Annotated in this window: 20 protein-coding genes and 1 pseudogene; 5 read left to right on the top strand and 16 right to left on the bottom strand. The window is 72.9% G+C overall.

Features of this window, described 5'->3' with window-relative positions:
• Window positions 1-5: 5 nt before the first annotated feature.
• Window positions 6-1,112, bottom strand: coding sequence for a cell division protein ZapE (zapE, locus tag ACGFZQ_RS22830; RefSeq protein ID WP_393841833.1), 1,107 nt, complete (start codon window positions 1,110-1,112; stop codon window positions 6-8).
• A gap of 37 nt (window positions 1,113-1,149) precedes the next feature.
• Between zapE and ACGFZQ_RS22825 the strand changes: the two genes are divergently transcribed.
• The 4 genes from ACGFZQ_RS22825 to msrB all read left to right on the top strand — a co-directional run bounded on the left by ACGFZQ_RS22825 (window position 1,150) and on the right by msrB (window position 4,606).
• Complete coding sequence (locus tag ACGFZQ_RS22825; RefSeq protein WP_393841832.1) at window positions 1,150-1,965, top strand: pyrimidine reductase family protein; 816 nt, start codon at window positions 1,150-1,152, stop codon at window positions 1,963-1,965.
• Window positions 1,966-2,137: 172 nt separating this feature from the next.
• Window positions 2,138-2,593 (top strand): indole-3-glycerol phosphate synthase, encoded by a 456-nt coding sequence (locus ACGFZQ_RS22820; protein ID WP_393842092.1) that lies wholly within the window; start codon window positions 2,138-2,140, stop codon window positions 2,591-2,593.
• 203 nt (window positions 2,594-2,796) lie between these two features.
• The gene (murC, locus tag ACGFZQ_RS22815; RefSeq protein ID WP_393841831.1) at window positions 2,797-4,185 is read left to right on the top strand and encodes a UDP-N-acetylmuramate--L-alanine ligase; all 1,389 of its coding nucleotides are present in this window, start codon (window positions 2,797-2,799) and stop codon (window positions 4,183-4,185) included.
• Window positions 4,186-4,198: 13 nt separating this feature from the next.
• On the top strand, window positions 4,199-4,606 hold the full coding sequence (msrB, locus tag ACGFZQ_RS22810; protein ID WP_351729064.1) for a peptide-methionine (R)-S-oxide reductase MsrB: 408 nt from the start codon (window positions 4,199-4,201) through the stop codon (window positions 4,604-4,606).
• A gap of 23 nt (window positions 4,607-4,629) precedes the next feature.
• Here msrB and ACGFZQ_RS22805 read toward each other — a convergent pair whose 3' ends face one another.
• The 15 genes and pseudogenes from ACGFZQ_RS22805 to ACGFZQ_RS22735 all read right to left on the bottom strand — a co-directional run bounded on the left by ACGFZQ_RS22805 (window position 4,630) and on the right by ACGFZQ_RS22735 (window position 19,028).
• Complete coding sequence (locus ACGFZQ_RS22805; RefSeq protein ID WP_393841830.1) at window positions 4,630-5,652, bottom strand: MBL fold metallo-hydrolase; 1,023 nt, start codon at window positions 5,650-5,652, stop codon at window positions 4,630-4,632.
• A 65-nt stretch (window positions 5,653-5,717) separates the two neighbouring features.
• Entirely contained in the window at window positions 5,718-5,855 is a 138-nt protein-coding gene (locus ACGFZQ_RS22800; protein ID WP_393842091.1) for a phosphoenolpyruvate carboxylase, read from the bottom strand.
• A 50-nt stretch (window positions 5,856-5,905) separates the two neighbouring features.
• Window positions 5,906-6,337, bottom strand: a pseudogene (locus tag ACGFZQ_RS22795) (phosphoenolpyruvate carboxylase); the annotation flags it as partial.
• Window positions 6,334-7,191: a DUF6282 family protein gene (locus ACGFZQ_RS22790; RefSeq protein WP_393842090.1), complete on the bottom strand. Its 858-nt coding sequence runs from the start codon at window positions 7,189-7,191 to the stop codon at window positions 6,334-6,336. The pseudogene ACGFZQ_RS22795 and the gene ACGFZQ_RS22790, both read right to left, overlap by 4 nt.
• The gene (locus ACGFZQ_RS22785) at window positions 7,184-9,118 is read right to left on the bottom strand and encodes an isocitrate/isopropylmalate family dehydrogenase (RefSeq protein WP_393841829.1); all 1,935 of its coding nucleotides are present in this window, start codon (window positions 9,116-9,118) and stop codon (window positions 7,184-7,186) included. Before ACGFZQ_RS22785 ends, ACGFZQ_RS22790 begins: the two co-directional genes overlap by 8 nt.
• Window positions 9,115-9,918, bottom strand: coding sequence for an alpha/beta fold hydrolase (locus ACGFZQ_RS22780; RefSeq protein WP_393841828.1), 804 nt, complete (start codon window positions 9,916-9,918; stop codon window positions 9,115-9,117). The genes ACGFZQ_RS22785 and ACGFZQ_RS22780 overlap by 4 nt, the downstream gene beginning before the upstream one ends.
• Window positions 9,915-10,847 carry a hypothetical protein gene (locus ACGFZQ_RS22775; protein ID WP_351729071.1) on the bottom strand — a complete coding sequence of 311 codons (933 nt, stop codon included), beginning with the start codon at window positions 10,845-10,847 and terminating at the stop codon, window positions 9,915-9,917. The genes ACGFZQ_RS22780 and ACGFZQ_RS22775 overlap by 4 nt, the downstream gene beginning before the upstream one ends.
• A 33-nt stretch (window positions 10,848-10,880) precedes the next feature.
• Window positions 10,881-12,317: an FAD-binding protein gene (locus ACGFZQ_RS22770; protein ID WP_393841827.1), complete on the bottom strand. Its 1,437-nt coding sequence runs from the start codon at window positions 12,315-12,317 to the stop codon at window positions 10,881-10,883.
• Between the two features lie 50 nt (window positions 12,318-12,367).
• Complete coding sequence (locus ACGFZQ_RS22765; protein WP_382531252.1) at window positions 12,368-12,958, bottom strand: YciI family protein; 591 nt, start codon at window positions 12,956-12,958, stop codon at window positions 12,368-12,370.
• An 88-nt stretch (window positions 12,959-13,046) separates the two neighbouring features.
• Window positions 13,047-14,033 (bottom strand): NAD(P)H-dependent flavin oxidoreductase, encoded by a 987-nt coding sequence (locus ACGFZQ_RS22760; RefSeq protein WP_393841826.1) that lies wholly within the window; start codon window positions 14,031-14,033, stop codon window positions 13,047-13,049.
• Window positions 14,034-14,342: 309 nt separating this feature from the next.
• Window positions 14,343-15,371, bottom strand: coding sequence for a LysR family transcriptional regulator (locus tag ACGFZQ_RS22755; protein WP_393841825.1), 1,029 nt, complete (start codon window positions 15,369-15,371; stop codon window positions 14,343-14,345).
• A gap of 173 nt (window positions 15,372-15,544) precedes the next feature.
• Window positions 15,545-16,174, bottom strand: a complete 630-nt coding sequence (locus ACGFZQ_RS22750) for a TetR family transcriptional regulator (RefSeq protein ID WP_393841824.1) — start codon at window positions 16,172-16,174, stop codon at window positions 15,545-15,547.
• Between the two features lie 78 nt (window positions 16,175-16,252).
• Window positions 16,253-16,984, bottom strand: a complete 732-nt coding sequence (locus tag ACGFZQ_RS22745; RefSeq protein ID WP_393841823.1) for an HAD family hydrolase — start codon at window positions 16,982-16,984, stop codon at window positions 16,253-16,255.
• A complete protein-coding gene (locus tag ACGFZQ_RS22740; RefSeq protein WP_393841822.1) occupies window positions 16,981-18,111 on the bottom strand; it encodes an oxidoreductase in 1,131 nt (376 codons plus the stop codon). Before ACGFZQ_RS22740 ends, ACGFZQ_RS22745 begins: the two co-directional genes overlap by 4 nt.
• Window positions 18,105-19,028 carry a ScbA/BarX family gamma-butyrolactone biosynthesis protein gene (locus ACGFZQ_RS22735; protein ID WP_393841821.1) on the bottom strand — a complete coding sequence of 308 codons (924 nt, stop codon included), beginning with the start codon at window positions 19,026-19,028 and terminating at the stop codon, window positions 18,105-18,107. The genes ACGFZQ_RS22740 and ACGFZQ_RS22735 overlap by 7 nt, the downstream gene beginning before the upstream one ends.
• Window positions 19,029-19,339: 311 nt before the next feature.
• Here ACGFZQ_RS22735 and ACGFZQ_RS22730 point away from each other — a divergent pair, with 311 nt between their 5' ends.
• Window positions 19,340-19,990, top strand: coding sequence for a ScbR family autoregulator-binding transcription factor (locus ACGFZQ_RS22730; RefSeq protein WP_393841820.1), 651 nt, complete (start codon window positions 19,340-19,342; stop codon window positions 19,988-19,990).
• Window positions 19,991-20,501 lie beyond the last annotated feature (511 nt).

Raw genomic sequence — 20,501 nt, 5'->3', positions numbered from 1 at the left:
GGGGCCTACTCGCCGGCGACGAGCCCCTTGGCGTCCCGGGCCAGGGCGGTGAGCCGGGATATCGCGCGGAAGTACTTCTTCCGGTAGCCGCCGTTCAGCATCTCCTCGCTGAACAGCCTGTCGAACGGCAGTCCGGCGGCCAGGACCGGGATCTCACGGTCGTAGAGCCGGTCCGCGAGGACCACCAGCCGCAGCGCGGTCGACTGGTCCGGCACCGGCCGCACATCGGTGAGGCAGACCGCCGTCACGCCGTCGGTCAGCGCGCCGTACCGGCTGGGGTGCACCTTGGCCAGGTGGTCCAGCAGGTGCGGGAAGTCGTCGAGCGAGGCGCCGGGGGTGGCGTACGCCGCCTTGGCCACCTGCTCCTCGGAGAACGGCGCCGGTGCCTCGGGCAGGCCGCGGTGCCGGTAGTCCTCGCCGTCGATGCGCAGGGCGCGGAAGCGGGCCGACAGGCCCTGGATCTCGCGCAGGAAGTCGGCCGCCGCGAACCGGCCCTCGCCGAGCTTGCCCGGCAGCGTGTTGGAGGTGGCGGCGAGCGCGACACCGGCGTCGACGAGCCGGCCCAGGAGAGTCGACACCAGGACCGTGTCGCCCGGGTCGTCCAGCTCGAACTCGTCGATGCACAGCAGACGGTGGCCGGAGAGGGTCTGGACGGTCTGCTGGAAGCCGAGGGCGCCGACCAGGTTGGTCAGCTCCACGAAGGTGCCGAACGCCTTCAGCGCGGGCTCGGCCGGGGTGGCGTGCCAGAGGGAGGCGAGCAGGTGGGTCTTGCCGACGCCGTACCCGCCGTCGAGGTAGACCCCGCGGGGTCCGGCCGGGGTCTTCGGCGCCCTGGCCTTCCCGAAGCCGAGGAAACCGCGCCTGCCGCCGGCCGCGGCGTGCGCGCCGCCCAGACCGGCCGCGAAGCCTTCGAGGATCCGTACGGCCTCGGTCTGGCTCGGCTGGTTCGGGTCCGGCAGATAGGTGGCGAAGCGGACCGAGTCGAAGCGGGGCGGCGGCACCATCTCGGCGACCAGCCGGTCCGCGGGGACGCGCGGCGAGCGGGCGCACAGCGACAGCGGGGCCGCGTCGGCTATGGGGCTGACCTCGGAAGCGGCGGGAGAAGACGACACGGTTGTCCATGGTAGTTGCCGTGCCACACTGCACGACATGCGACGCCTGTTCCCTGTGACCGAAGAGACAGCGGCCCCGGCCTCCGGCGGACCGGCCGAGGGGGCCGACGGGGACGAGGGGGACGAGGGGGACGAGCGGGAGTGGAGTCTCGCCGAGCTTGCGGTCGCCTATGGCTATCCCGCCGGGCGTGGGGTCTGGCTGCGGGCCAACATGGTGTCCACGCTCGACGGCGCCGGTCAGCACGACGGGCGGTCGCAGCCCATCTCCGGCGCGGCCGACATGCGGATCTTCGGCACCCTGCGGGCGCTCGCGGATGTGGTGGTCGTGGGAGCGGAAACGGTACGGCAGGAGGGTTACCGGCCGGCCCGTGCGCGTGCCGAGTTCGCCGGGGCCCGAGCGGCGGCGGGGCAGGACGCGGCCCCCGCGATCGCCGTCGTCACCGCGAGCCTGGACCTCGACTTCTCGCTCCCGCTGTTCACCTCGCCCCTCGTCCCCACGCTGGTCCTCACCGGCGCGGCGGCCGCCCCCGACCGTGTCGCCGCCGCCGAGCGGGCCGGCGCCCGGGTGGTGATCGCCGGTGACGGCGCCGGCGTCGACCCCGCCCGCGCGGTGAGCGCCCTCGCCGGCCTGGGTCACACCCGGCTGCTGACCGAGGGCGGGCCCCGGCTGCTCGGGCAGTTCATCGCCGCCGATGTCCTCGACGAGCTGTGCCTCACGATGTCGCCGATGCTCACGGCAGGCGGAGCACAGCGCATTTCCGGGGGACCCGGTGTGACCGTACCCAGGCGTTTCGAACTAGTGTCCCTGCTGGAGGAAGCCGGATTCCTGTTCGGTCGCTATCGGCGGTCCTGAATTCGGCGGAATCTACCGTTCCGCTTAGCTTCCGGCGGGCACACTGAATCCGGCAGTACCCGTGCGTTCACGGGGCAGGATGGTTTCCGCAGGGCTGCTAGGCCCCAGGGAGGACAGAGGGTCCGAGTGGCCCTCTCAGGAGAAGAGGCGCCTGGTGTTCACAAGCGTTCTGATGATCGAGAAGGCCCTGACGTCTGCCGACGTGGAGTTCGTCACCACCTTGCACGGGGACGAGCAGGTTTCCTTCCATGTGTTGCTCCAGCCGCGCGGCGACCAGGCGGACCGCCTGCTGCGGGCCATCGACGACATCGCGCTCGGCGAACTGGACGAAGCCGCGCGCGAGCGGGAGACGCCCGAGGGGGACGAGGCGAAGGGGCCGGCCGAACAGGCGCTGGACGTGTCCCTGGCGGCCCTGCGGGCGGCGGGGAGCACGGCGGAGGGGCGGATGGTCGAGAACCACCCGCTGGACGCGCTGAAGACGGTGGTGGAAGAGGTCGGCGCGGACGAGGTGATCGTGCTGACCGATCCGCACTATGTGGAGGAGTTCTTCCACCGGGACTGGGCGTCCCGGGCGCGGCACAAGGTGGGGGTGCCGGTGCTGAAGCTGTTCTCGCACAGTAAGGCGTAGGCGCCGTGCGGGTGCGGGTGCGGGTGCGGTGCGCCGGCGGGCGCGGGTGTGTGGTGGCTGGTCGCGCCCACGCGGCGGAGCCGCATATCAAACACAGCCCCGCGCCCCCGGGTGGGTGGGCACGCCGCCCGTTGCGGAGTGAAGCGAGTTCGAGCACATAGGCTAGGCACGCTTTCGCACGTCACCGTCTCTGGGAGAAACACATGGCACCCGGCCTTCCTTCCGCCATGGAGCGACCGCACTTCATCGGGATCGGCGGCGCCGGTATGTCGGGGATCGCCAAGATCCTCGCCCAGCGCGGTGCGGAGGTGGCCGGGAGCGATGCCAAGGAGTCGGCCACCGTCGAGGCGCTGCGGGCGTTCGGCGCCACCGTGCACATCGGGCACGCGGCGGAGTACCTGGCCGACGACGCCAGCTGTGTCGTCGTGTCGTCGGCGATCCGCAAGGACAACCCCGAGCTGGCGCGCGCGGCCGAGCTGGGCATCCCCGTGGTGCACCGCTCGGACGCCCTCGCCGCCCTGATGGACGGCGCGCGGCCGATCGCCGTCGCGGGCACCCACGGCAAGACCACGACCACCTCGATGCTGGCCGTGTCGCTGACCGCGCTGGGCCGCGAGCCGTCGTACGCCATCGGCGGCGACCTGGACGCCCCCGGCTCCAACGCCCTGCACGGCGAGGGCGAGATCTTCGTCGCCGAGGCGGACGAGTCGGACCGCAGCTTCCACAAGTACGCGCCCGAGGTCGCCATCGTCCTGAACGTGGAGCTCGACCACCACGCCAACTACGCCTCGATGGAAGAGATCTACGAGTCCTTCGAGACCTTCGCCGGCCGGATCGTGCCCGGCGGCACGCTGGTGATCAACGCCGACCACGAGGGCGCGCGCGAGCTGACCCGGCGGCTGGCCGGGAAGGTGCGGACGGTGACCTACGGCGACGCCGCCGACGCCGACGTCCGGGTGCTGTCCGTCGTACCGCAGGGGCTGAAGAGCGAGGTCACCGTCGCGCTGGACGGGACCGAGCTGACCTTCACGGTCTCCGTGCCCGGCCGGCACTACGCGCACAACGCCGTCGCCGCGCTCGCCGCGGGCGTGGCCCTCGGGGTCCCGGCCGCCGAGCTGGCGCCCGCGCTGGCCGCGTACACGGGCGTCAAGCGCCGCCTCCAGCTGAAGGGCGAGGCGGCCGGCGTCCAGGTGATCGACTCCTACGCCCACCACCCCACCGAGATGACCGCCGACCTGGAGGCCATGCGCGCCGCCGCCGGGGACGCCCGGATCCTGGTCGTCTTCCAGCCGCACCTGTTCTCCCGCACCCAGGAGCTGGGCAAGGAGATGGGCGACGCGCTGGCGCTCGCGGACGCGTCCGTGGTCCTGGACATCTACCCGGCCCGCGAGGACCCGATCCCCGGCGTCACCAGCGAGCTGATCATCGAGGCGGCGCGGGCCGCGGGCGCCGACGTCACCGCCGTGCACGACAAGGACGAGGTCCCCGCCGTGGTCGCGGGAATGACGAAGCCCGGTGATCTGGTTCTCACCATGGGCGCGGGAGATGTGACCGACCTGGGCCCGAGGACCCTGGAACGCCTGGCGAAGTGAGGGGCTGAGAGTCATGTCGTACGACGTCGACAAGCCGGACGAGCAGTGGCGGTCGGAGCTGACGCCGGCCGAGTACGCCGTGCTGCGTCAGGCGGCGACCGAGCCGGCCTTCGTCGGTGAGTACACCGACACCAAGACCAAGGGCGTGTACTCGTGTCGCGCCTGCGGTGCGGAGCTGTTCACCTCCACCACGAAGTTCGAGTCCCACTGCGGGTGGCCGTCCTTCTACGACCCGAAGGATACCGACGCGGTCGAGCTGGTCGAGGACCGCACGCACGGGATGGTGCGCACCGAGGTGCGGTGCGCGCGGTGCGGTTCGCACCTCGGGCACGTCTTCGAGGGCGAGGGGTACGCGACCCCGACCGACCAGCGGTACTGCATCAACTCGATCTCGCTGCGGCTGACCGCCGACGAGAGCTGAGAGCGCGGTGGATCAGCGGTAGGTCAGGCGAGCCGGACCGGGCTGGGCAGGAGTGCCCGGGCCGGGGCCGGCCGCCACTGGACGTCTCCGGCCGCGTCCCGCACGACGCGGCCGAAGGCCTGGTCCCCGAAGTGGAACGCGAAGGCGTAGGTGCGGGGTGCCAGCAGCTGCTCCAGGAGCGTCCTGCGGGCCTTCAGCACCCCTTCGACGTCCACGTCAGGCCCGGAGGGCCACTCGGGGTGGGTCAGCTGCGCGGGCGTGTGGAAGGCGTCCCCGAGGACCAGGATCCGGCGGCCGCGTGACGCCGAGATGACGTACGTGGTGTGCCCTGGGCTGTGGCCCGGGGTGATCAGAGCGGTGACGCCCGGCCACACCTCGTCGCCGTCCTCGAACTGCCGCAGCACGCGGGACATCGGCACCATGAAGCCGTCCCAGGACGGCGCCCCCACCTTGATCTCGCCCCGCCAGAACGGGCCCCATTCGGCCGCCGCCACCAGGTAGTCGGCGCACGGGAACGCCTTGTGCAGCTCCTGCTGCCGGTCCGGGACGAAGCCCACTCCGGTGTGGTCGGTGTGCAGGTGGGTGAAGGCCACGGTGCCCACGGACTCCGGGGCCACCCGGAGCCCCCGCAGGGTCTTCAGCAGGGCGCCCCCGCGGGAGACGCCGAGCGTGGGCGACAGGACGTTGCTTCCGAGGCCCACGTCGATCAGCAGTCTGTGCCGCCCGCGTTCGACGAGCACACCGCCGGCCGAGGCGGCGATCCGGCCGGAGCGGGTGAGCGCCTCGGGGTGCTCCCGCCAGTAGTCGGTGGGGACGGCCGGGAGGAAGCCGGCCGGGTCCAGCTCCATCGCCGCGTCCACGACGTAGGTGAGCCTGGTGTCCCCCAACGTGAAGGAACGCACGGCGGACTGGTCGCTCAGCCTGCCGATCCGGGGGCGGGCGGCGAGTGCGGGCGTGGCTTCCACGAGCGGGGCGGACAGCGCCGCCGTGGTCGCGAGTGCGGTGCGCAGCACCCTGCGGCGCGGGAGGCCGGGGTTATGGGGCATGGCGGAACTCCTGTGGTGGAGGGGGGATTCGGCTTCCCCGACGATGGCGGCGTTTACGGGGCTGGTCAGCCGGTGTTGCGCAGGCCGGCTGCGACGCCGTTGACGGTGAGGAGGAGGGCGCGGGCGAGGAGGGGGTCGGGTTCGGCGCCGGTGGTGGCCGCGTCGCGCTGGCGCTTGCGGAGGGTGACCTGGAGGTAGGAGATGGGGTCGAGGTAGGCGTCGCGGATGCCGAAGGTCTGCTTGAGGACAGGGGTGTGGGATGCGCCGTGAACACCGGACGGACGTTGAGGTGGCCGTCCGCCTGGGCGAGCAACTCGGGGGCCTGGTCCGCTCCTTCGCGCACCACCCGGGCCAGCGCCGACTCCTCGCGTGCTCGTGCGTCCCTCAACTCCCGCCCCCGGTACACCTGTTCGGTGACGTTGGCGAGGTGGAAGCAGGTGGCGAAGGCGCGGGCCAGCTTGGCGGCGGTCTCCGGATCGGTGCGGCCCAGCAGTTCGGCGGCGGCCTCGCCGTCCTCGCGGGTGAGGCGGCGCACCTGCTCGACGAGGTCCAGCAGCTCGGGGCCCTCCTGCCGGACGAGGGTCTCGCCGAGAAGGTCACCCAGCCGACGGATGTCGGCGCGCAGGGCGGCCGTTCGGGATGCGGGCGTGCGGGTACTCCCGGGGAGTGGGCGGTCGCCGGTCAGGGCGCCAGCAGCGCCGCGGGGTTGACCGAGGTGACGGCGCGGAACTGATCGGACGTCAACTCGGCTTCGCCGAACCAGCGTCGGCTCGTGGCCAGCCAGCCGGCGGGGTCCGGCTGGTCCGGCTGTCCGAGGTCGGAGCTGAACACCACCCGGGGATGGGTGCGCACCACCTCGGCCAGGTGCCGGGTGTCGCGGTGGCCCAACAGCAGGGTCAGGGCGGTGAGTTCGACGTACAGTCCGGGGACCTGGGCCAGTTGGGCCAGGTCGGCGGGGGTGAGGCCGGACATGGGGTGGGTGGCGTGGGTCAGCAGCAGCCGGGGGAGTTCCAGGCGTACCGCTTCGTCGATCACTCGTAGGGTCTCGTCCCGGTCGCAGTGCCCGTTCGCGAGGACGACGGGCAGGTCGCGGGCCGCCCGGAGTACCTCGCGCACCGGCTCGCGGAGCCGGCCGGTGCCGTCCAGGACGCGGTCGGCGCGCCAGTGTTCGGGGTCGAGCCGGGGGTGGAACGGCTCCCGGCGCAGCGCCGACCGGTGCCCGGGGCCGACCAGGGTGGGGAGGTGGACGACCAGCCGGGCGGGGCTGTCCGGTCCGTGGGCGTAGACGGCCTGCTCGACGACCCGGGGGCGGACCCCGCCGGCCAGGTCGTTGAGGACGACCGCGCCGGAGACGGGCAGACCCTCCTGCCGGGCCTCCCAGGCGCTCGCCGCCGTCGACCCCAGATGGCTCTTGATCACCGCCCAGCCGTCGACCTCCGCGTAGGCCCGCCCGGCGCCGGCGGTCGTCAGCCGGCGCCGGTACAGGTCGGGCCCCGCGTGGTAGTGGACGTCCACCACCCGTCGTACCAGGTCACGCATCACGGGACTCGGGGTCGGCGGGGCCCTCCCACGGCTTGGCGTAGCCGAACCGGCGGCGGGCCTCGTCCAGGCGCAGGCCGGTGCCGACCGCCTCGGCGATGGCCGACTCGGTCCCTTCGACGCGTTCCGCGCGGTCCGCGACCTCGGCGGCCTGTTCGGCGGGTACGACGAGGACGCCGTTGTCGTCGGCGACGATCACGTCACCGGGGCGGACGGTGACCTCGCCGATCGTGATCCGCCGTCCGGTGGCGGCGAGTTCCACCCGGTTCTTGCCGCTCACCATGGTGGCACCGGTGCTGAACAGCGGGTATCCGGTGGCGCGGATCTCGGCGAGGTCGCGGGCCGAGCCGTGCAGGGCGGTGCCGCGCACCCCGCGGCTCCGGGCCACCGCGGTGAGCAGCGAACCCCAGTTGGTGCAGGTGGTGGAGCCGCCGTTGTCGACCACGACGAAGGAGCCGTCGGGCACGTCGTCCAGGTAGTTGGCCGCGTTGCGGAACCTCCCGTCGGATCGGTCCACCGGCTGGTAGGTGACGGTGTACGCCAGGCCCGCGGTACGGGCGCCGGGCACGCGCGCGCTGATCCCGGCGAGCACTCCGGGGATGCCGAGGCTGTCCAGGGCGTCGGAGACGGAGGCGGTGTCGAGCGCGGCCAGCCGGTCCACCACGTCCGCGGGCACGACGGGCACCTTGCCCGCGTCCACAGCCGACTCGGCGTCCGTGTCCGGCAGTTCGGGCGACACCGACTCGGCGTCCGTGTCCGGCAGTTCGGGCGACACCGACTCGGCGTCCCCGCCCGGCAGTTCGGACGATGCCGACTCCGCCTTACCGCCCGGCAGTTCGGCGGTGATGGCCTCGGCGACCTCGCGGGTGCCCGCGTTGCCGCCCAGGTCGTAGGTGACCGTCGTACGGGCGCGGGCCACGGTGCGGACGGCGTCGCGCAGTTCCGCACCGGGTACGGGGAGGCCGAGGTGGTCCAGCATCTGGGCGACGGTGAGCAGCATCGCCATCGGGTTGGCCCGGTCCCGGCCCGCCATGGCGGGGGCGCTGCCGTGCACCGGCTCGAAGTAGCTGCCGTGGTCGCCGATGTTGCCGCTCGGCGCGAGTCCGAGTCCGCCCATGACGCCGGCGCCGAGGTCGGAGAGGATGTCGCCGAACATGTTCTCGGCGACGAGCACACCGAACCGCTCCGGCCTGCGGACCATCCACAGGGCGACGGCGTCGACGTTGAGGATCTCGGTCTCGATGTCCGGGTGGTCCCGGGAGATCAGTTCGAGACGCTCGCGCAGGTGGTTGCCGCTCTGCCGCAGCACCATCGGCTTGTCCACGACGGTGAGCCGCCGCTGCCCGTGGGCCTCGGCGTGGGCGAAGCCGAAGCGCAGCAGCCGGTCGATGCCGAACCGGGTCTGCAGCCGGAGCGTGACACTGCTCTCGTCGGGGCCGGAGGCCTCGGCGTTGGGGTGCTCGCGCACCGCGTTCCACAGCGCGTCGTCGAGCCCGTGGACGTCGAACCCGGCGTACAGGCCCTCGGTGTTCTCCCGGATGACGGTGAAGTCGAACCGGCCGTGGTCCAGGTCGGTGACCGGGCGGATGTTGGCGTACAGGCCGAGCCGCTGGCGCAGCTGGATGACCGGGGAGACGAACTTCCGGCCGGTGCCCCGCAGCGGCGGCGAGAGTTCGGCCTCCGCCTCGCGCAGCGGCTTGCTGGTGATGGCACCGAGCAGGCAGGTGTCGGTCTCCTCCAGGAGCTTCCAGGTCCGCTGGGGGACCGGGTCGCCCTCCTGGCGCCAGCACTCCCAGCCGATCTCCCCGAACCGGAAGTCCAGAGGGAGACCGAGCCGTTCGACGGTGTCGAGGGCGGCGGCGACGACCTCGGGGCCGATGCCGTCACCGGGCAGGACGGCGACGCTTTTCCTCGGAGCCGACTTCATCGGAGTCCCTTCTCCCACAGGTAGGCCTCGATCAACGCGGCTACCTCGGTGGGCTGTTCGGCGTGGGGGCGCATGCCGGCCCCGGGGGCGACGTGCACCCTGTGGTGCGGGGCGGCGGCGGTGTGCCGCCGGGTGACGAGCTGGGAGTGGCTGCCCACGATCTGGAGCAGCGGGCCCGGATGGTTGCGTACGGCGTCGGTGACGTCGATCCCGCACAGCAGCCGCATCCCTGCGGCCAGCCTGCGCCCCGCGGCGGTGTCGGCCTCGACGTCGACGGGAGCTGTGTCGGCGTCCGCGGTGGCGGCGGCGGTGACATCGGCGCCGGGTGCGCCGAGCGGCAGGACGCGCTGGTCGAGCAGGGCGAGTGCGGCGCCGGGACGGCCGGAGGCGGCCAGGTCCGCGATCCGGGTGAGCCGTTCCTCCAGGAGCGGGTCGGTGCGGGCGGGGCCCGAGACGAGCAGCGCGGCCGTGTCGGGCGCGCAGTCCGGGAGCAGGGCCTGGGCCACCGCGCCGCCCAGCGCGTTCCCGCAGAGCAGGTCGACGCGGCCGAAGTCCGGCAGCAGCGCGCGCCATCGGGCGACGAAGGCGGCCATCGAGTCCGCCTCCTCGTCCCACAGGGAGAGCGTGTCCACCACGGTCACCCGGAGCCCGGCGCCGGCCAGGGTCCGGATGACCGGGGCGAAGAACGCCCCCTCGTCCCAGCGCGGTGTGACGGGGGCGAGGACGAGGGCGTGGGGCGCGCCGACGGCGGTCTCCGGTCCGAAGACCGCCGTCGGCACGACCGGTCCGGCGTGGGTCACCGGACGCCGGCGAGGTTGCGCGCGGTCGCGATGGCCTCGCCGTGCTCGCCGAGCAGGTCCTTGCGGTGTTCCACCGGCAGGTCGTAGCGGCCCAGGACCAGGTCCGGCAGCGGCAGCGAGGGCGTGCCCTCGGGGATGTTGGCGAGCAGCAGGTCGGCCAGCTCCAGGACCGGGGCCAGGTCGAGCCGCGCGGCGGACTCCGGGTCGGTCCGGTCGAGGTGGGCCAGCCACTGCTCGGCGATGAGGTTGCCGGGGCCCTTGCCCATGCCCTGGATCGAGGAGTCCATCCAGGTCGCGCCGGCCGCGGCCGCGCTGATCGCGTTGGCCAGGGCGAGCCCCAGGTTGTTGTGGGCGTGCAGCCCCACCGGGCCGCCGGTGACCGACTTGGTCAGGGTGGTCAGGTCGGTCGTGTCGACGGGGGAGAGGCTGCCGTTGGAGTCGGCGAGGTAGACGAACTCGGCGCCCGCGTCGGTGGCGGCGGTCGCCACCTCGACCACGTCCCGGCCCGGCCACTGGCTGATCCGGGCGAAGTTGACGCCGACCGTGAAGCCGGTCTCCTTGGCCTGGCGGATGTAGTCGAGGCCGGTCTCGTAGCCCTTGGCGGGCAGGATGATCCGGACCAGGCGGGCACCGGCCGCGTACATGGCGGGCAGGTCGGCGCGGGTGATGTTCTTCGGGTGCAGGATCATCGCGACCCGCTCCGGGCCGATCTCCTGGGCCATCGCGGCGATGAACTCGTCGTCGCCGCGGCCGGTCAGCCCGAGGTTGGGTATCGGGGCGAGGGAGCCCTTGCGGTAGGCGATCTCGATCCAGTCGAAGCCGGCCTCGACGCTCAGCTTCGCGTGCTTCAGGGCGTACTCGAGCGGGAAGGCGAAGCCGTTGCGATAGCCGCCGTCGCGGAGGGTGACGTCGATGTTGACGATACTCATGGAGTCTCCAGAAGCTGCTGACGTGGGGTGGGGTCAGACGGTCCGCTGGGCGGCGGCCGCGTGGTGGGCGGCGAGCCGTCCGAAGATGAGCGAGCGCAGGACCGAGGTGGCCGGCGGGTAGGCGTGGTAGAAGAGGCCGGTGGCCTCGCCGGCGGCGTACAGGCCGGGGATGGCGGTGCCGGACGGGGTGACGACACGGGCGTCGAGGTCGGTGCGGACACCGCCGTAGGTGAAGCAGATCGCGGCGGTCACCGGGACGCCGACGAAGGGCGCGGTGTCCAGCGGGGTGGCCCAGTTGGACTTCGGCGGGGTGATGCCGACGGTGTGCTTGCCGTCCAGGCGGGTCGGGTCGAACTCCCCGGGGGCGACGGCCGCGTTGAACTCGGCGACGGACTTCTCCAGGCCCTCCGGGTCGATCCCGAGCTTCCCGGCGAGCTCCTCCAGGGTGTCCGCCTGCTCCGGTGGCACGTCACTGAGCAGGGAGTTCATGATGCCGGGGATGGCCAGGGTCTTGGCGTCGGCGATCCAGTACGCCTCCTGGTCCTGGTTCTTCCAGATCTCGTACCCGATGTGCTCGAAGGTGTTGTCCCAGGTGTCGCGCCCCTCGTCGAAGAAGCGCTCGAGACGGCCGTTGACGAAGATGCCGGCCGGGAAGCCGTAGAGCACCGAGTCCGCCTTCGTCGTACGGCGGTCGACCGGTTCGGCGTGGATGCCGTCGAACTGCCCGGCCGTGTCCGCGCCGAGGTCCAGCGCCATGCGCAGCGCGTCACCGCGGTTGTTGGCGATGCCCGGCGCGATCAGCGGGAGGTCGCAGGCGCGGTCGCCGAGGTAGCGGGTGAGCATCTCGGCGTTGCCCTCGAAGCCGCCGCAGGCGAGGACCACCGCACGGCCGGACAGCCGGCGGGTGCGGCCGTCGGAGCCGCGGACCACGACGCCGTCCACGGAGCCGTCCTCGGCGGTGGTCAGGCGCAGCGCCTCCGTCTCGTAGTGGATCTCGACGCGGGGGTCGCTCTCCAGGGCGGCGCCCAGGTGCTCGACGATCGAGGCGCCGCCGCCGCGGGGGCTGGCCGGCGGGGTCATGGACGGGGTGCCGGCCTCGAAGGTGTGGGGGAGCGGGAAGTCCGCGAAGGCGATCTCGACACCGTGCTTCTCGACGAAGGCCAGGGTCCCCGGGGCCTCCCGCTCGACGGTGCGGCAGTAGTCGACGTCGGCCAGGCCGCCGGAGACCCGGCCGACGTGCTCGGCCCAGTCCGTGTCCAACCGCCGCTCCTGGTCGATCCGCAGGAAGGCGCCGGTCCAGCGGGTGGCGCCGCCGCGGTCCTTCTCGGCCGCCCGTTCGAGCACCGCTATCCGGACGGGCCGCTCGCGGCCCTCGGTGGCCTCCGCGAAGGACAGCGCGGCGGACAGGCCTGCGGCGCCGAACCCGACGACGACGAGGTCGTACCCGGCGGGCGTGGACGAGGTGGGCATGCTGTCTCCTATGGGTGTGACGGTGCTGGTGAACTGAAGAGGGGGGCCGGTCAGCGGTTCGGGGTGATGACCCGGCTCGTCCGGTACAGGCGGTACTTGGCGCCGGTCGTGGTCTTCGCGAAGGCCTCGTAGCGGCGCATGAACTCGGGGTCGTCGAAGATGGCGTTGAACCGCTTCTCGTCGGTCCAGGCCGCGAAGTTGACCATGGCGTCGCCGTCGACGCTGGTCAGCAGGCGGGAGCCGCGGAAGCCGTCGGCCGTGGCGGCGACGTGGTGCACGGCCGAGGCGAGGGCGTCGACCGAGGCGGGTGCGTCGTCGGTGGTGGCCACGTTGATGAGCAGCACGCTCTCGTCGGGCACGGCCGCGGTGACCACACCGGGGCTCGCGTTGCGCCCCTCGAAGGCGACGGTGTCGTACGACGCGACGCCGAGCCGGGTCCAGGGGTCGCTCTCGACCATCTCGCGGACGGTGGCCTCGTCGAGGTCGGCCGTGACGATGACGGCGCCGCCGTCCGGGCGCGGCCCGCTCAGCAGGATCCGCCCCTGGTCGGCGTGTTCGCGCAGCCAGGCCTTGTGCCCGGCCATGTGCGCGGTGACGGTGTCACGGGGGACGAGGTAGGTGAGGGTGAGGATGTGGATCACTGGTAACTCCGTTTCTGCTGCCGCCTGTCCGGCGGTCCGGGACGTGCCCGTGCGGGCCGACAAGAGCCGAGAAGAGGGGGACCGGCGTTCAGCGCGCGGGCGTGATGCTCCCGGCGAGTCGGCGGAGAATCGTTTCGGCCTCGCCGACCGTGTCGTGGACCACGCTCCCGGCCGACCGCACCTCGTCGACGAGGTCGAGCACCTCGCCGGCGAACAGCGCCCGCTGCCCCGTGTCGTCGCGGCCGACCGCCGCCGTCCACTCGGGCTCGATCTCGGCCCGCCGCCCGGCCAGTTCCGCGTCCCGTCCGGTCCAGGCGCGGGTGAACGCGTTGCTCACCGACCGCGCCGTGTACATCTCGTCCCACGGAATGCCGCGCACGACGTCGAAGGAGCGGGTGTTGACGAGGTCGGTGGTGGCGCCGGACACCAGGGCGGCCTTGAAGCCCGCCGTGCCCATGGACTCCTCGGTGAGGGCGAACCGGGTGCCCATCATCACGCCGTCGGCGCCGAGGGCGAGCGCGGCCGCCAGGCCCCGTCCGTCCGCGAATCCGCCGGCCGCGACCACCGGCACCGCGCCCTGGGTGAGGTCCAGGACCGCGGGGACCAACGGCAGCGTCGCCTGGGTCTTGTGGTGGCCGCCGGCCTCGGCGCCCTGGGCCACCAGCACGGATGCCCCGGCCTGCAGCGCGACCGCCGCCTGCCCGGTGTCGTGCACCTGCACCACCACCTGCGCCCCGCTCTCCGCGGCGGAGCCCACGTACCGGCGCACCTGGTCGGCGTCGCCGAACGAGAGGGCGATCACCGGCGGCGCGTAGCCGAGCACCTTGTCCCACAGACCGGGGCGCTCGTCGAAGGTGAACATCACACAGCCGACGCCCCAGACACCGCCCTGCTCGGCCGTCGCGGCCACGTGCTCGTCGATGAAGGCGGCGTCGCCGTAGCTGACGCCCACCAGGCCCAGCCCGCCGGCGCGGGTGACGGCGGTGGCGAGCCGCGCGCCGGACACGCCGCCCATCGGGGCGCTGACGATCGGATGGTCGATTCCCAGCAGCTCGGTCAGCTTGGTCGAGATCACGCTTCTCCTCTGTTTCCCGGCGCGGCCGGTGAACGGATCAGAATTGAGCGAGACAAAGGGCTCGCGAAATAATTTCCACGTCCACTGGTTTCGTGTTTCAAAGACTAGGTACCGGTCTTCTCCGGTGTCCAAGACGGAAAGCGCGTGGTGGTCATAGGACCAGGCCTATGGGCGTGGTGCAATTCACTCCCAGGCGCCCGGAATAAAACGTTCCGGTCGGCGTCCGGTGAAATCCGGGTACGGTCCGGTAAAAGGATCGGCCCGGAGCCGTGGGGGCTCCGGGCCGATCAGGGGGGTGGGAAACGGTGGTCAGGTGAGGAACGGCCAGCCGCGCCGGGCGGCGACCGTGCGCAGATGGCGGGCCGAGCGGCTGTCGGTGAGCGCGGTGACGGCCAGCCGCTCGCGGGGTGCCGAGGTGGTGGGCAGTGGCCGCCAGACGAGCTGGGGGTCGCCCTGGACGGCGAGCCTCGGCCGCAGCGCCACCACCTCGCCGGCGGTCTGCAGCGCGTGCACGAACAGGGCCTGCTGGTCCTGGTCGATGGGGTGCAGCACGGCGTTCCAGCCGAGGGCCGCGAGCTGGGCCGGCACGGTGTCCGCGTAGCCGGGCGCGCATCCCTCGTCGTACCAGAGGAGCCGTTGGGCCGCGAGGTCTGCCCAGGTCAGGTGGGGGCGGCGGGTGAGTGGATGGCCGGCGTCCATGACCACGCCGAGCGGCTCGTCCCAGACCACGGCCCGGACCAGACCGGGCACGGCCACGGGCAGCCGTACGATGCCGAACGCGATCTCGCCGTGGTGCAGCAGCTCCGGCTGGTCCGCCGCGCTGACCGAGCGCATCCGCAGCACCGGCTCGGTACGGCCCCCGGTGCGGTCGGTGTGCTGCCCGGTGAGGCCGTGCTGTACCTCGGCGAGCACCTCGGCGGGCACCCCGCCGCACACGCCCACCGGCCAGACCAGCGGAGACGGCGCGGCGGCCGCGATGGCGGACCGCAGCTGGCCGGGAATGCTCTGGATTTCCCGCAGAAACGCCCGACCGCCCGTGGTCAATTCGACACCGCGTGAACTGCGGATGAAAAGCGGGGCGCCTATTCGTTGCTCCAGCCGTTTGATCTGCTGACTCAGGCTCGGCTGGGATATGCGCAATTCCTGGGCGGCACCGGACACGGTGCCGGCCCGGACCACCGTCAGGAAATACCGAAGGTGCCGCATGTCGAAGTCGTCGACATGTTCGGCGTGGGTGACGGCGCGCCGTACCCCCTCGTGGGACAGGTCACCGAGGACGTCCCCGGTGCCGATCCGGCCGAGTGGGAACGGCCCGACCCGTTCGTCCAGCACAGTCATTCGCTTTCCCCCTTCACGTGTCGAGCCTTCAAGCCTTCACATGTCGTGTCGTGACCGTGATCCGGCCGGTCCGGCACCGTGCCGAAGGGGTCCGGACGGACCGGGACCACCTCAGCATCGCAGAAACATCCCTTCGGGAAGGTATTTTTAACGGCTCCGCAACGCACTGCTCATCAGCCGTGCGCGTCCCCTTCCGCCTCCGGCTCGCCCGACAGCGCCCGCAGATCGCCGGCGAGCACGTCGAGGAGCAGCCGCCACACCGCCTCCCAGGCCGCGGCGTCGGTGCACCCCTTCGGCCCGAAGGACACGTGCAGCGCGCCGTGCATCGCGGTCAGCAGCAACTGGGCGACGAGCTCGGGCGGATGCGGGGGCATCCCGCCCTCCTGCTGTGCGCGCCGGACGAGTTCGACCAGGTCGCGCCGTACGTCCTCGGAGACGTCCGGCAGTTCGCGGGTCAGGCTCGGACAGTCGGTGGCCAGCCGCATGGCCGCCCGGAGCCGGACGTCCGCCTTGAGGCGATGGGCGAGGTCCAGGACCAGGGACTCCAGTGCCGTCCGGGCGGTGACGCCGGGGGCGTTCCGGGTCAGCAGCATCTCCTCCCACACCTCGTGGGACTGGGCCAGCAGGGCGCCGGCGAGGACCTCCTTGGATGCGAAGTGCCCGTAGAGGGCTCCCTTCGTCATCCCCGTCCGCGCGGCCACGGCGTTGAGTGTGGCCCTGCTGTAGCCCTGGACGGCGAATTCCTCGGCGGCGGCGTCCAGGACCTTCTCCCGGGTGCGCCGCGCCCTTTCCTGCTTGACCATGCGGGGGCCCTCCAGTCTCGGCGAAGGCATAAACATACCCTCGCGAAGGAATGTTTTGAGGAGGGTGAAACCGGCCGGTCATCGGCCGTTTCCCGAGGTGACGACGGACCGTCCGGCGCACGGGACCGCCCGGCGCGGTCCCGTGTCCCCGCCGAGCACGGCCCAGCCGGCCCGCCCGGCCTCCACCGCCAGCGCGGGTGAGCCGCCGACCACCACCGGGTGCCCGACCGACCGGAGCATGGCGAGGTCGCTCACATGGTCGCCGTACGCCCAGCAGTCCTCGGCACGGACCCCGCGCTCGCCGACGACGGCCGCCACCGCGCCGGCCTTGGCCTGCCCGATCATCGGCCGCTCCACCTCACCGGTGAGCAGCCCGCCGGCCGTCACGCCCTGCTCGGTGCACCACACCTGGGCGGCGCCGAAGTTCCGGGCCACCGCCTCCAGGAGCGGGCGCAGCGAGCCGGACACCAGCACCACCTCGTGGCCGCGGGCCCGGTGCCGCTCGACGGCTTCGACCGCGGCCGTCACGAACGCCCGCGGGCCCCGGCGGTGGGCGTCGTACCAACGGCACGCCACCGATGCCAGTGTTCTCGCGGGCACCCCGGCGAACCGGCGGTAGTACTCCCGGTTCAGCGTGTGCCGGTCCTCGCCGGCCGCCGCTCGGGCCCGCAGGTCGGGCATGCGGGCGGGGAGCGGCCAGGCGCCCGAAGCGGCCCAGAAGTCCCAGAAGTCGAGCATGGTCTTCGTGGCCAGCAGGGTCTCGTCCACGTCGAAGAAGGCGACGGGCGGTCGTTCCCGCGCACGGCTCACAGCGGACCGCCCTGCTCCGGCGCCAGCACCACGGCCGCGTACGCCCGGGCCGCCGCGTCGGGATCGAGGGTGGCGTGGCCCGCCGCGGCCGTCGCGTCCCGCCAGGCCCGCTGCACGGGGTGGTCCGGCGCCTGGGCCCGTAGCCCGGAGGCGCGGAAGAGGCCGTCCACCGCCTCCCGGCACAGCACGGCCGCGGCCGTCGCGTCCCTGCGGTTCTCGGCCACCGCGAGCGGGGTGATCTCCGCGTGGTCGGCCCGCCCGGCCGCGCCGCCGAGGAGCAGCCCCGCGGTGTGGATCCGCGTGGACGCCTCGGTCAGTACGGTGTGTGCCGCCGGGTGCGGGGACGCGGCGCGGGACCGTTCCCCGGTCCAGGCGCGCAGCGCGCCCCGGGCGATGCCGAGCAGGGGAGCGGCGAAGATCAGGGCCGCGACCATGGGGTAGGGCACGGTGTGGCAGCGGGCCGCGTCGGGCCGTGCGCGCAGCAGCGCGTCCAGCGTGAAGGACCGGTGCTCGGGGACCAGGACCCCGTCGGCCGCCACGGTGTTGCTGCCCGTGCCGCGCAGCCCCGAGGTGTGCCAGGTGTCCAGCACCGTCAGTTCCGCGCGCGGCACGGCGAAGATCCGGTGCTCCCGGTCGGCCGCGCCGGGCGTCCAGGAGGCGAGCAGCACCCAGTCGGCGTGGTCCACCCCGCTGGCGGGCCGCCACTCGCCGTCCAGCCGCCAGCCGCCGTCCACCGCCACCGCACTGCCCTGGGGCGGTACGACCGCGGCGGCGATCCGGGCGTCGGGGCCCCGCTCCCACAGCTCGCGCTGTCCCTCGGCGGGCAGATAGGCGGCGAGGCGGCCGTGCGCGGCATACAGGGCGGCGCACCACGCCGCGGACCCGCAGGCCGCCCCGACCTCCGCCACGCCGGTCAGCAGCGCCCCGAACCCGCCCTCCGCGCCGCCCCAGCGGCCCGGCACGAAGTGGCGCGGGAAGCCGGCGGCGCCGATGGCGGCCGCGACCTCGGGCGTCAGCCTGCGGGTCTCCTCCGTCCGGGGCGCCTCGCGGCGGGCGAGGGCCGTCAGACCGGCCGGTCCCGGGCCCGGCCGGACCGTGGTGCCGTTCGTCGTGTGCACGGTCAGCATGTCGCTCCGGCGAGCTGACGGTCGGCGCACGGCAGCGCGCACTCCACGCGGGCGGAGGCCAGCTCGCGGCCGGCCTGCTCCGCCCGGAGGAGGAGCGTGACCGCGCGCCCGGTGCCGGCCGTGCCGGCGAGGTGCTCCGCGGTCACCGACACCGGCAGGTCCAGCTCGCCGAACGAGGTGAACCGGGTGACCAGCGACCGCACGTACTGTGCCGCGTCCGTGGCGGTGACGAGGGCCACCTGCCGGAACGCGGCCATCAGCGCCATGCCCGGGATGTGGTCCGACGGGTGGTCGAACAGGACCGGGTGCTCCGCGTCCAGCCGCAGCCACCACCGGTGGCGCCGCGCCGGGTCGGCGGATATGAGGACGTCGCGGTCCTGACGCTGACCGACCCGGGCCGGCGGCAGGGGTACGGCCCTGACGGGCTCCGGTGCGGGATCCGCGCCGGAGCCCGCGGCGCCGCGCTTCCTGAGCAACGCGTAGCGGCGCGGCTCCAGCGCCTCCCAGCGCACCCGGGCCCGTCCCAGCCGCCGGTGCTCCGTGTACGCCTCCGCGTTCAGCTCCAGCTTGGTCCGGCGTGGCTGCCGCTCGGTGTGCTCGCAGTGCGTGTCGAGGCCGAGGGCGAGCGGTGCGGCCGCGCCAGGTGCGGGCAGCGGTCCGTCGAGTTCGACGGCGAGTTCGCCGAGGACGAAGTGGTGGCCGTACGGCACCTCGTGGAAGCGGTGCGAGAGGTGGATGGCCGCCTGCCGTGCCGTCTCGGCCAGCAGGACCGGGTCGGACGTCGGGCCGCCCAGGTCGTCCAGGAAGTGGTCGCGGTGCCATGCGGAGGCGATGGCGAACCGCTCGGCGTCCAGGCGTACCGCATCGGTGAGCAGGACTTCGGCGGTGGCGTACTTGTGTACCGTCTCGCGTGGCACCGGGCGGTCGAAACCGAGACTCCTCCAGGGTTCTTGGAGGCTGTGGGGTTCCGACGGCAGGGTGAGTGGTGGTACGAAATGCATGTTCTGCTTCCTCCCCAAGTTGCGGCAGCGGGGCTGGGACCCCGTTGCCGTCCCGCCCCCGCGGGAAGCGACGTGAAGAAAGATACCTTCCGGAAGGTTTCTTGTAGAGAACGTTTTTGGGCCAACCTGGCCGGACACAACCGTCCGCCGGGCCGTACACGTCATGTCCGCATCCGTGGAAGCCGGGCCAAACCGGTGGAAGCCGTCACACGCAGAGGAACAGAGCCTTGTTGGAGCCGCAGTCGGCGTATTCCTCGTTCGCCCACAAGAAGATCGTCACCAGAAGAGGGCCCGATCCCAAACAGGACCGGTCCGCACGCACCCGGCAGCTGGTGCTGACCGCGGCCTCCGAGCTGTTCGCACAGCACGGATTCCGCCATACCTCGGTCAAGGACGTGGCCGACCGGGTGGAGATGACCAAGGGAGCGGTGTACTTCCACTACCCGACCAAGGAGGCCCTCGCGATCGCCGTGGTGGAGGAGCACTACGCCCGGTGGCCGGCGCTGCTGGAGCAGGTCGTGACGGAGGGGCGCGGGCCGCTCGGCACCGCCGCCCGGCTGCTGGAGCGTGCGGCCCTGGCCTTCCGCGACGACGTGATCGTGCAGGCGGGGGCGCGACTGCAGATCGAGCGCCCGCACATCGACGCGGAACTGCCGACGCCGTACGTCGACTGGACGGAGCTGCTGGAGTCCCTGCTGGTCGCCGCCGTGGACGCGGGCGAGCTACGGGAGGGGGTCTCGCCGCCGGTGGCCGCACGGGTGCTGGTCTCGGCCTTCTTCGGTGCCCAGCACATCTCGGACGTGCTGCACGGCCGGACGGACGTGGTGGACCGGTGGGCCGAGTCGAGCGAGCTGTTGTTCCATGCGATCCGTGCGTGAGGGGCTGCGGCGGTCCGGGGGTGCGGGGCTGCGGTCGGCCGCGGCTGCGGGCCTGCGGTCGGCTGCGCGTGCGGGGCCGTTGCGAGCCGTGGGTGCGGGCCTGTGGCGAGGCCTTCGTGCGGGCCTGCGGCGAGGTGTGTGTGCGGGGTTGCTGGGGTCTGTGTGGGTGGGGCCGTGGCGAGGTGTGTGTGCGGGGTTGCTGGGGTCTGTGTGGGTGGGGCCGTGGCGAGGTGTGTGTGCGGGGTTGCTGGGGTCTGTGTGGGTGGGGCCGTGGCGAGGTGTGTGTGCGGGGTTGCTGGGGTCTGTGTGGGTGGGGCCGTGGCGAGGTGTGTGTGCGGGGTTGCTGGGGTCTGTGTGGGTGGGGCCGTGGCGAGGTGTGTGTGCGGGGTTGCTGGGGTCTGTGTGGGTGGGGCCGTGGCGAGGTGTGTGTGCGGGGTTGCTGGGGTCTGTGTGGGTGGGGCCGTGGCGAGGTGTGTGTGCGGGGTTGCTGGGGTCTGTGTGGGTGGGGCCG

This window comes from Streptomyces sp. NPDC048254 (assembly GCF_043201895.1).
GTDB lineage: Bacteria > Actinomycetota > Actinomycetes > Streptomycetales > Streptomycetaceae > Streptomyces.
This window is presented reverse-complemented; position numbering and strand designations above follow the sequence as displayed.

What these genes read in the sequence shown, in the direction of transcription:
- ACGFZQ_RS22755 (WP_393841825.1), bottom strand. Translation starts at nt 15,371, where the DNA reads ATGACTGTGCTGGACGAACGGGTCGGGCCGTTCCCACTCGGCCGGATC.
- msrB (WP_351729064.1), top strand. Translation starts at nt 4,199, where the DNA reads ATGTCGTACGACGTCGACAAGCCGGACGAGCAGTGGCGGTCGGAGCTG.
- ACGFZQ_RS22785 (WP_393841829.1), bottom strand. Translation starts at nt 9,118, where the DNA reads ATGAAGTCGGCTCCGAGGAAAAGCGTCGCCGTCCTGCCCGGTGACGGC.
- ACGFZQ_RS22805 (WP_393841830.1), bottom strand. Translation starts at nt 5,652, where the DNA reads ATGCCCCATAACCCCGGCCTCCCGCGCCGCAGGGTGCTGCGCACCGCA.
- ACGFZQ_RS22820 (WP_393842092.1), top strand. Translation starts at nt 2,138, where the DNA reads ATGATCGAGAAGGCCCTGACGTCTGCCGACGTGGAGTTCGTCACCACC.
- ACGFZQ_RS22750 (WP_393841824.1), bottom strand. Translation starts at nt 16,174, where the DNA reads ATGGTCAAGCAGGAAAGGGCGCGGCGCACCCGGGAGAAGGTCCTGGAC.
- ACGFZQ_RS22775 (WP_351729071.1), bottom strand. Translation starts at nt 10,847, where the DNA reads ATGAGTATCGTCAACATCGACGTCACCCTCCGCGACGGCGGCTATCGC.
- ACGFZQ_RS22790 (WP_393842090.1), bottom strand. Translation starts at nt 7,191, where the DNA reads ATGCGTGACCTGGTACGACGGGTGGTGGACGTCCACTACCACGCGGGG.
- ACGFZQ_RS22825 (WP_393841832.1), top strand. Translation starts at nt 1,150, where the DNA reads ATGCGACGCCTGTTCCCTGTGACCGAAGAGACAGCGGCCCCGGCCTCC.
- murC (WP_393841831.1), top strand. Translation starts at nt 2,797, where the DNA reads ATGGCACCCGGCCTTCCTTCCGCCATGGAGCGACCGCACTTCATCGGG.
- ACGFZQ_RS22770 (WP_393841827.1), bottom strand. Translation starts at nt 12,317, where the DNA reads ATGCCCACCTCGTCCACGCCCGCCGGGTACGACCTCGTCGTCGTCGGG.
- ACGFZQ_RS22740 (WP_393841822.1), bottom strand. Translation starts at nt 18,111, where the DNA reads ATGCTGACCGTGCACACGACGAACGGCACCACGGTCCGGCCGGGCCCG.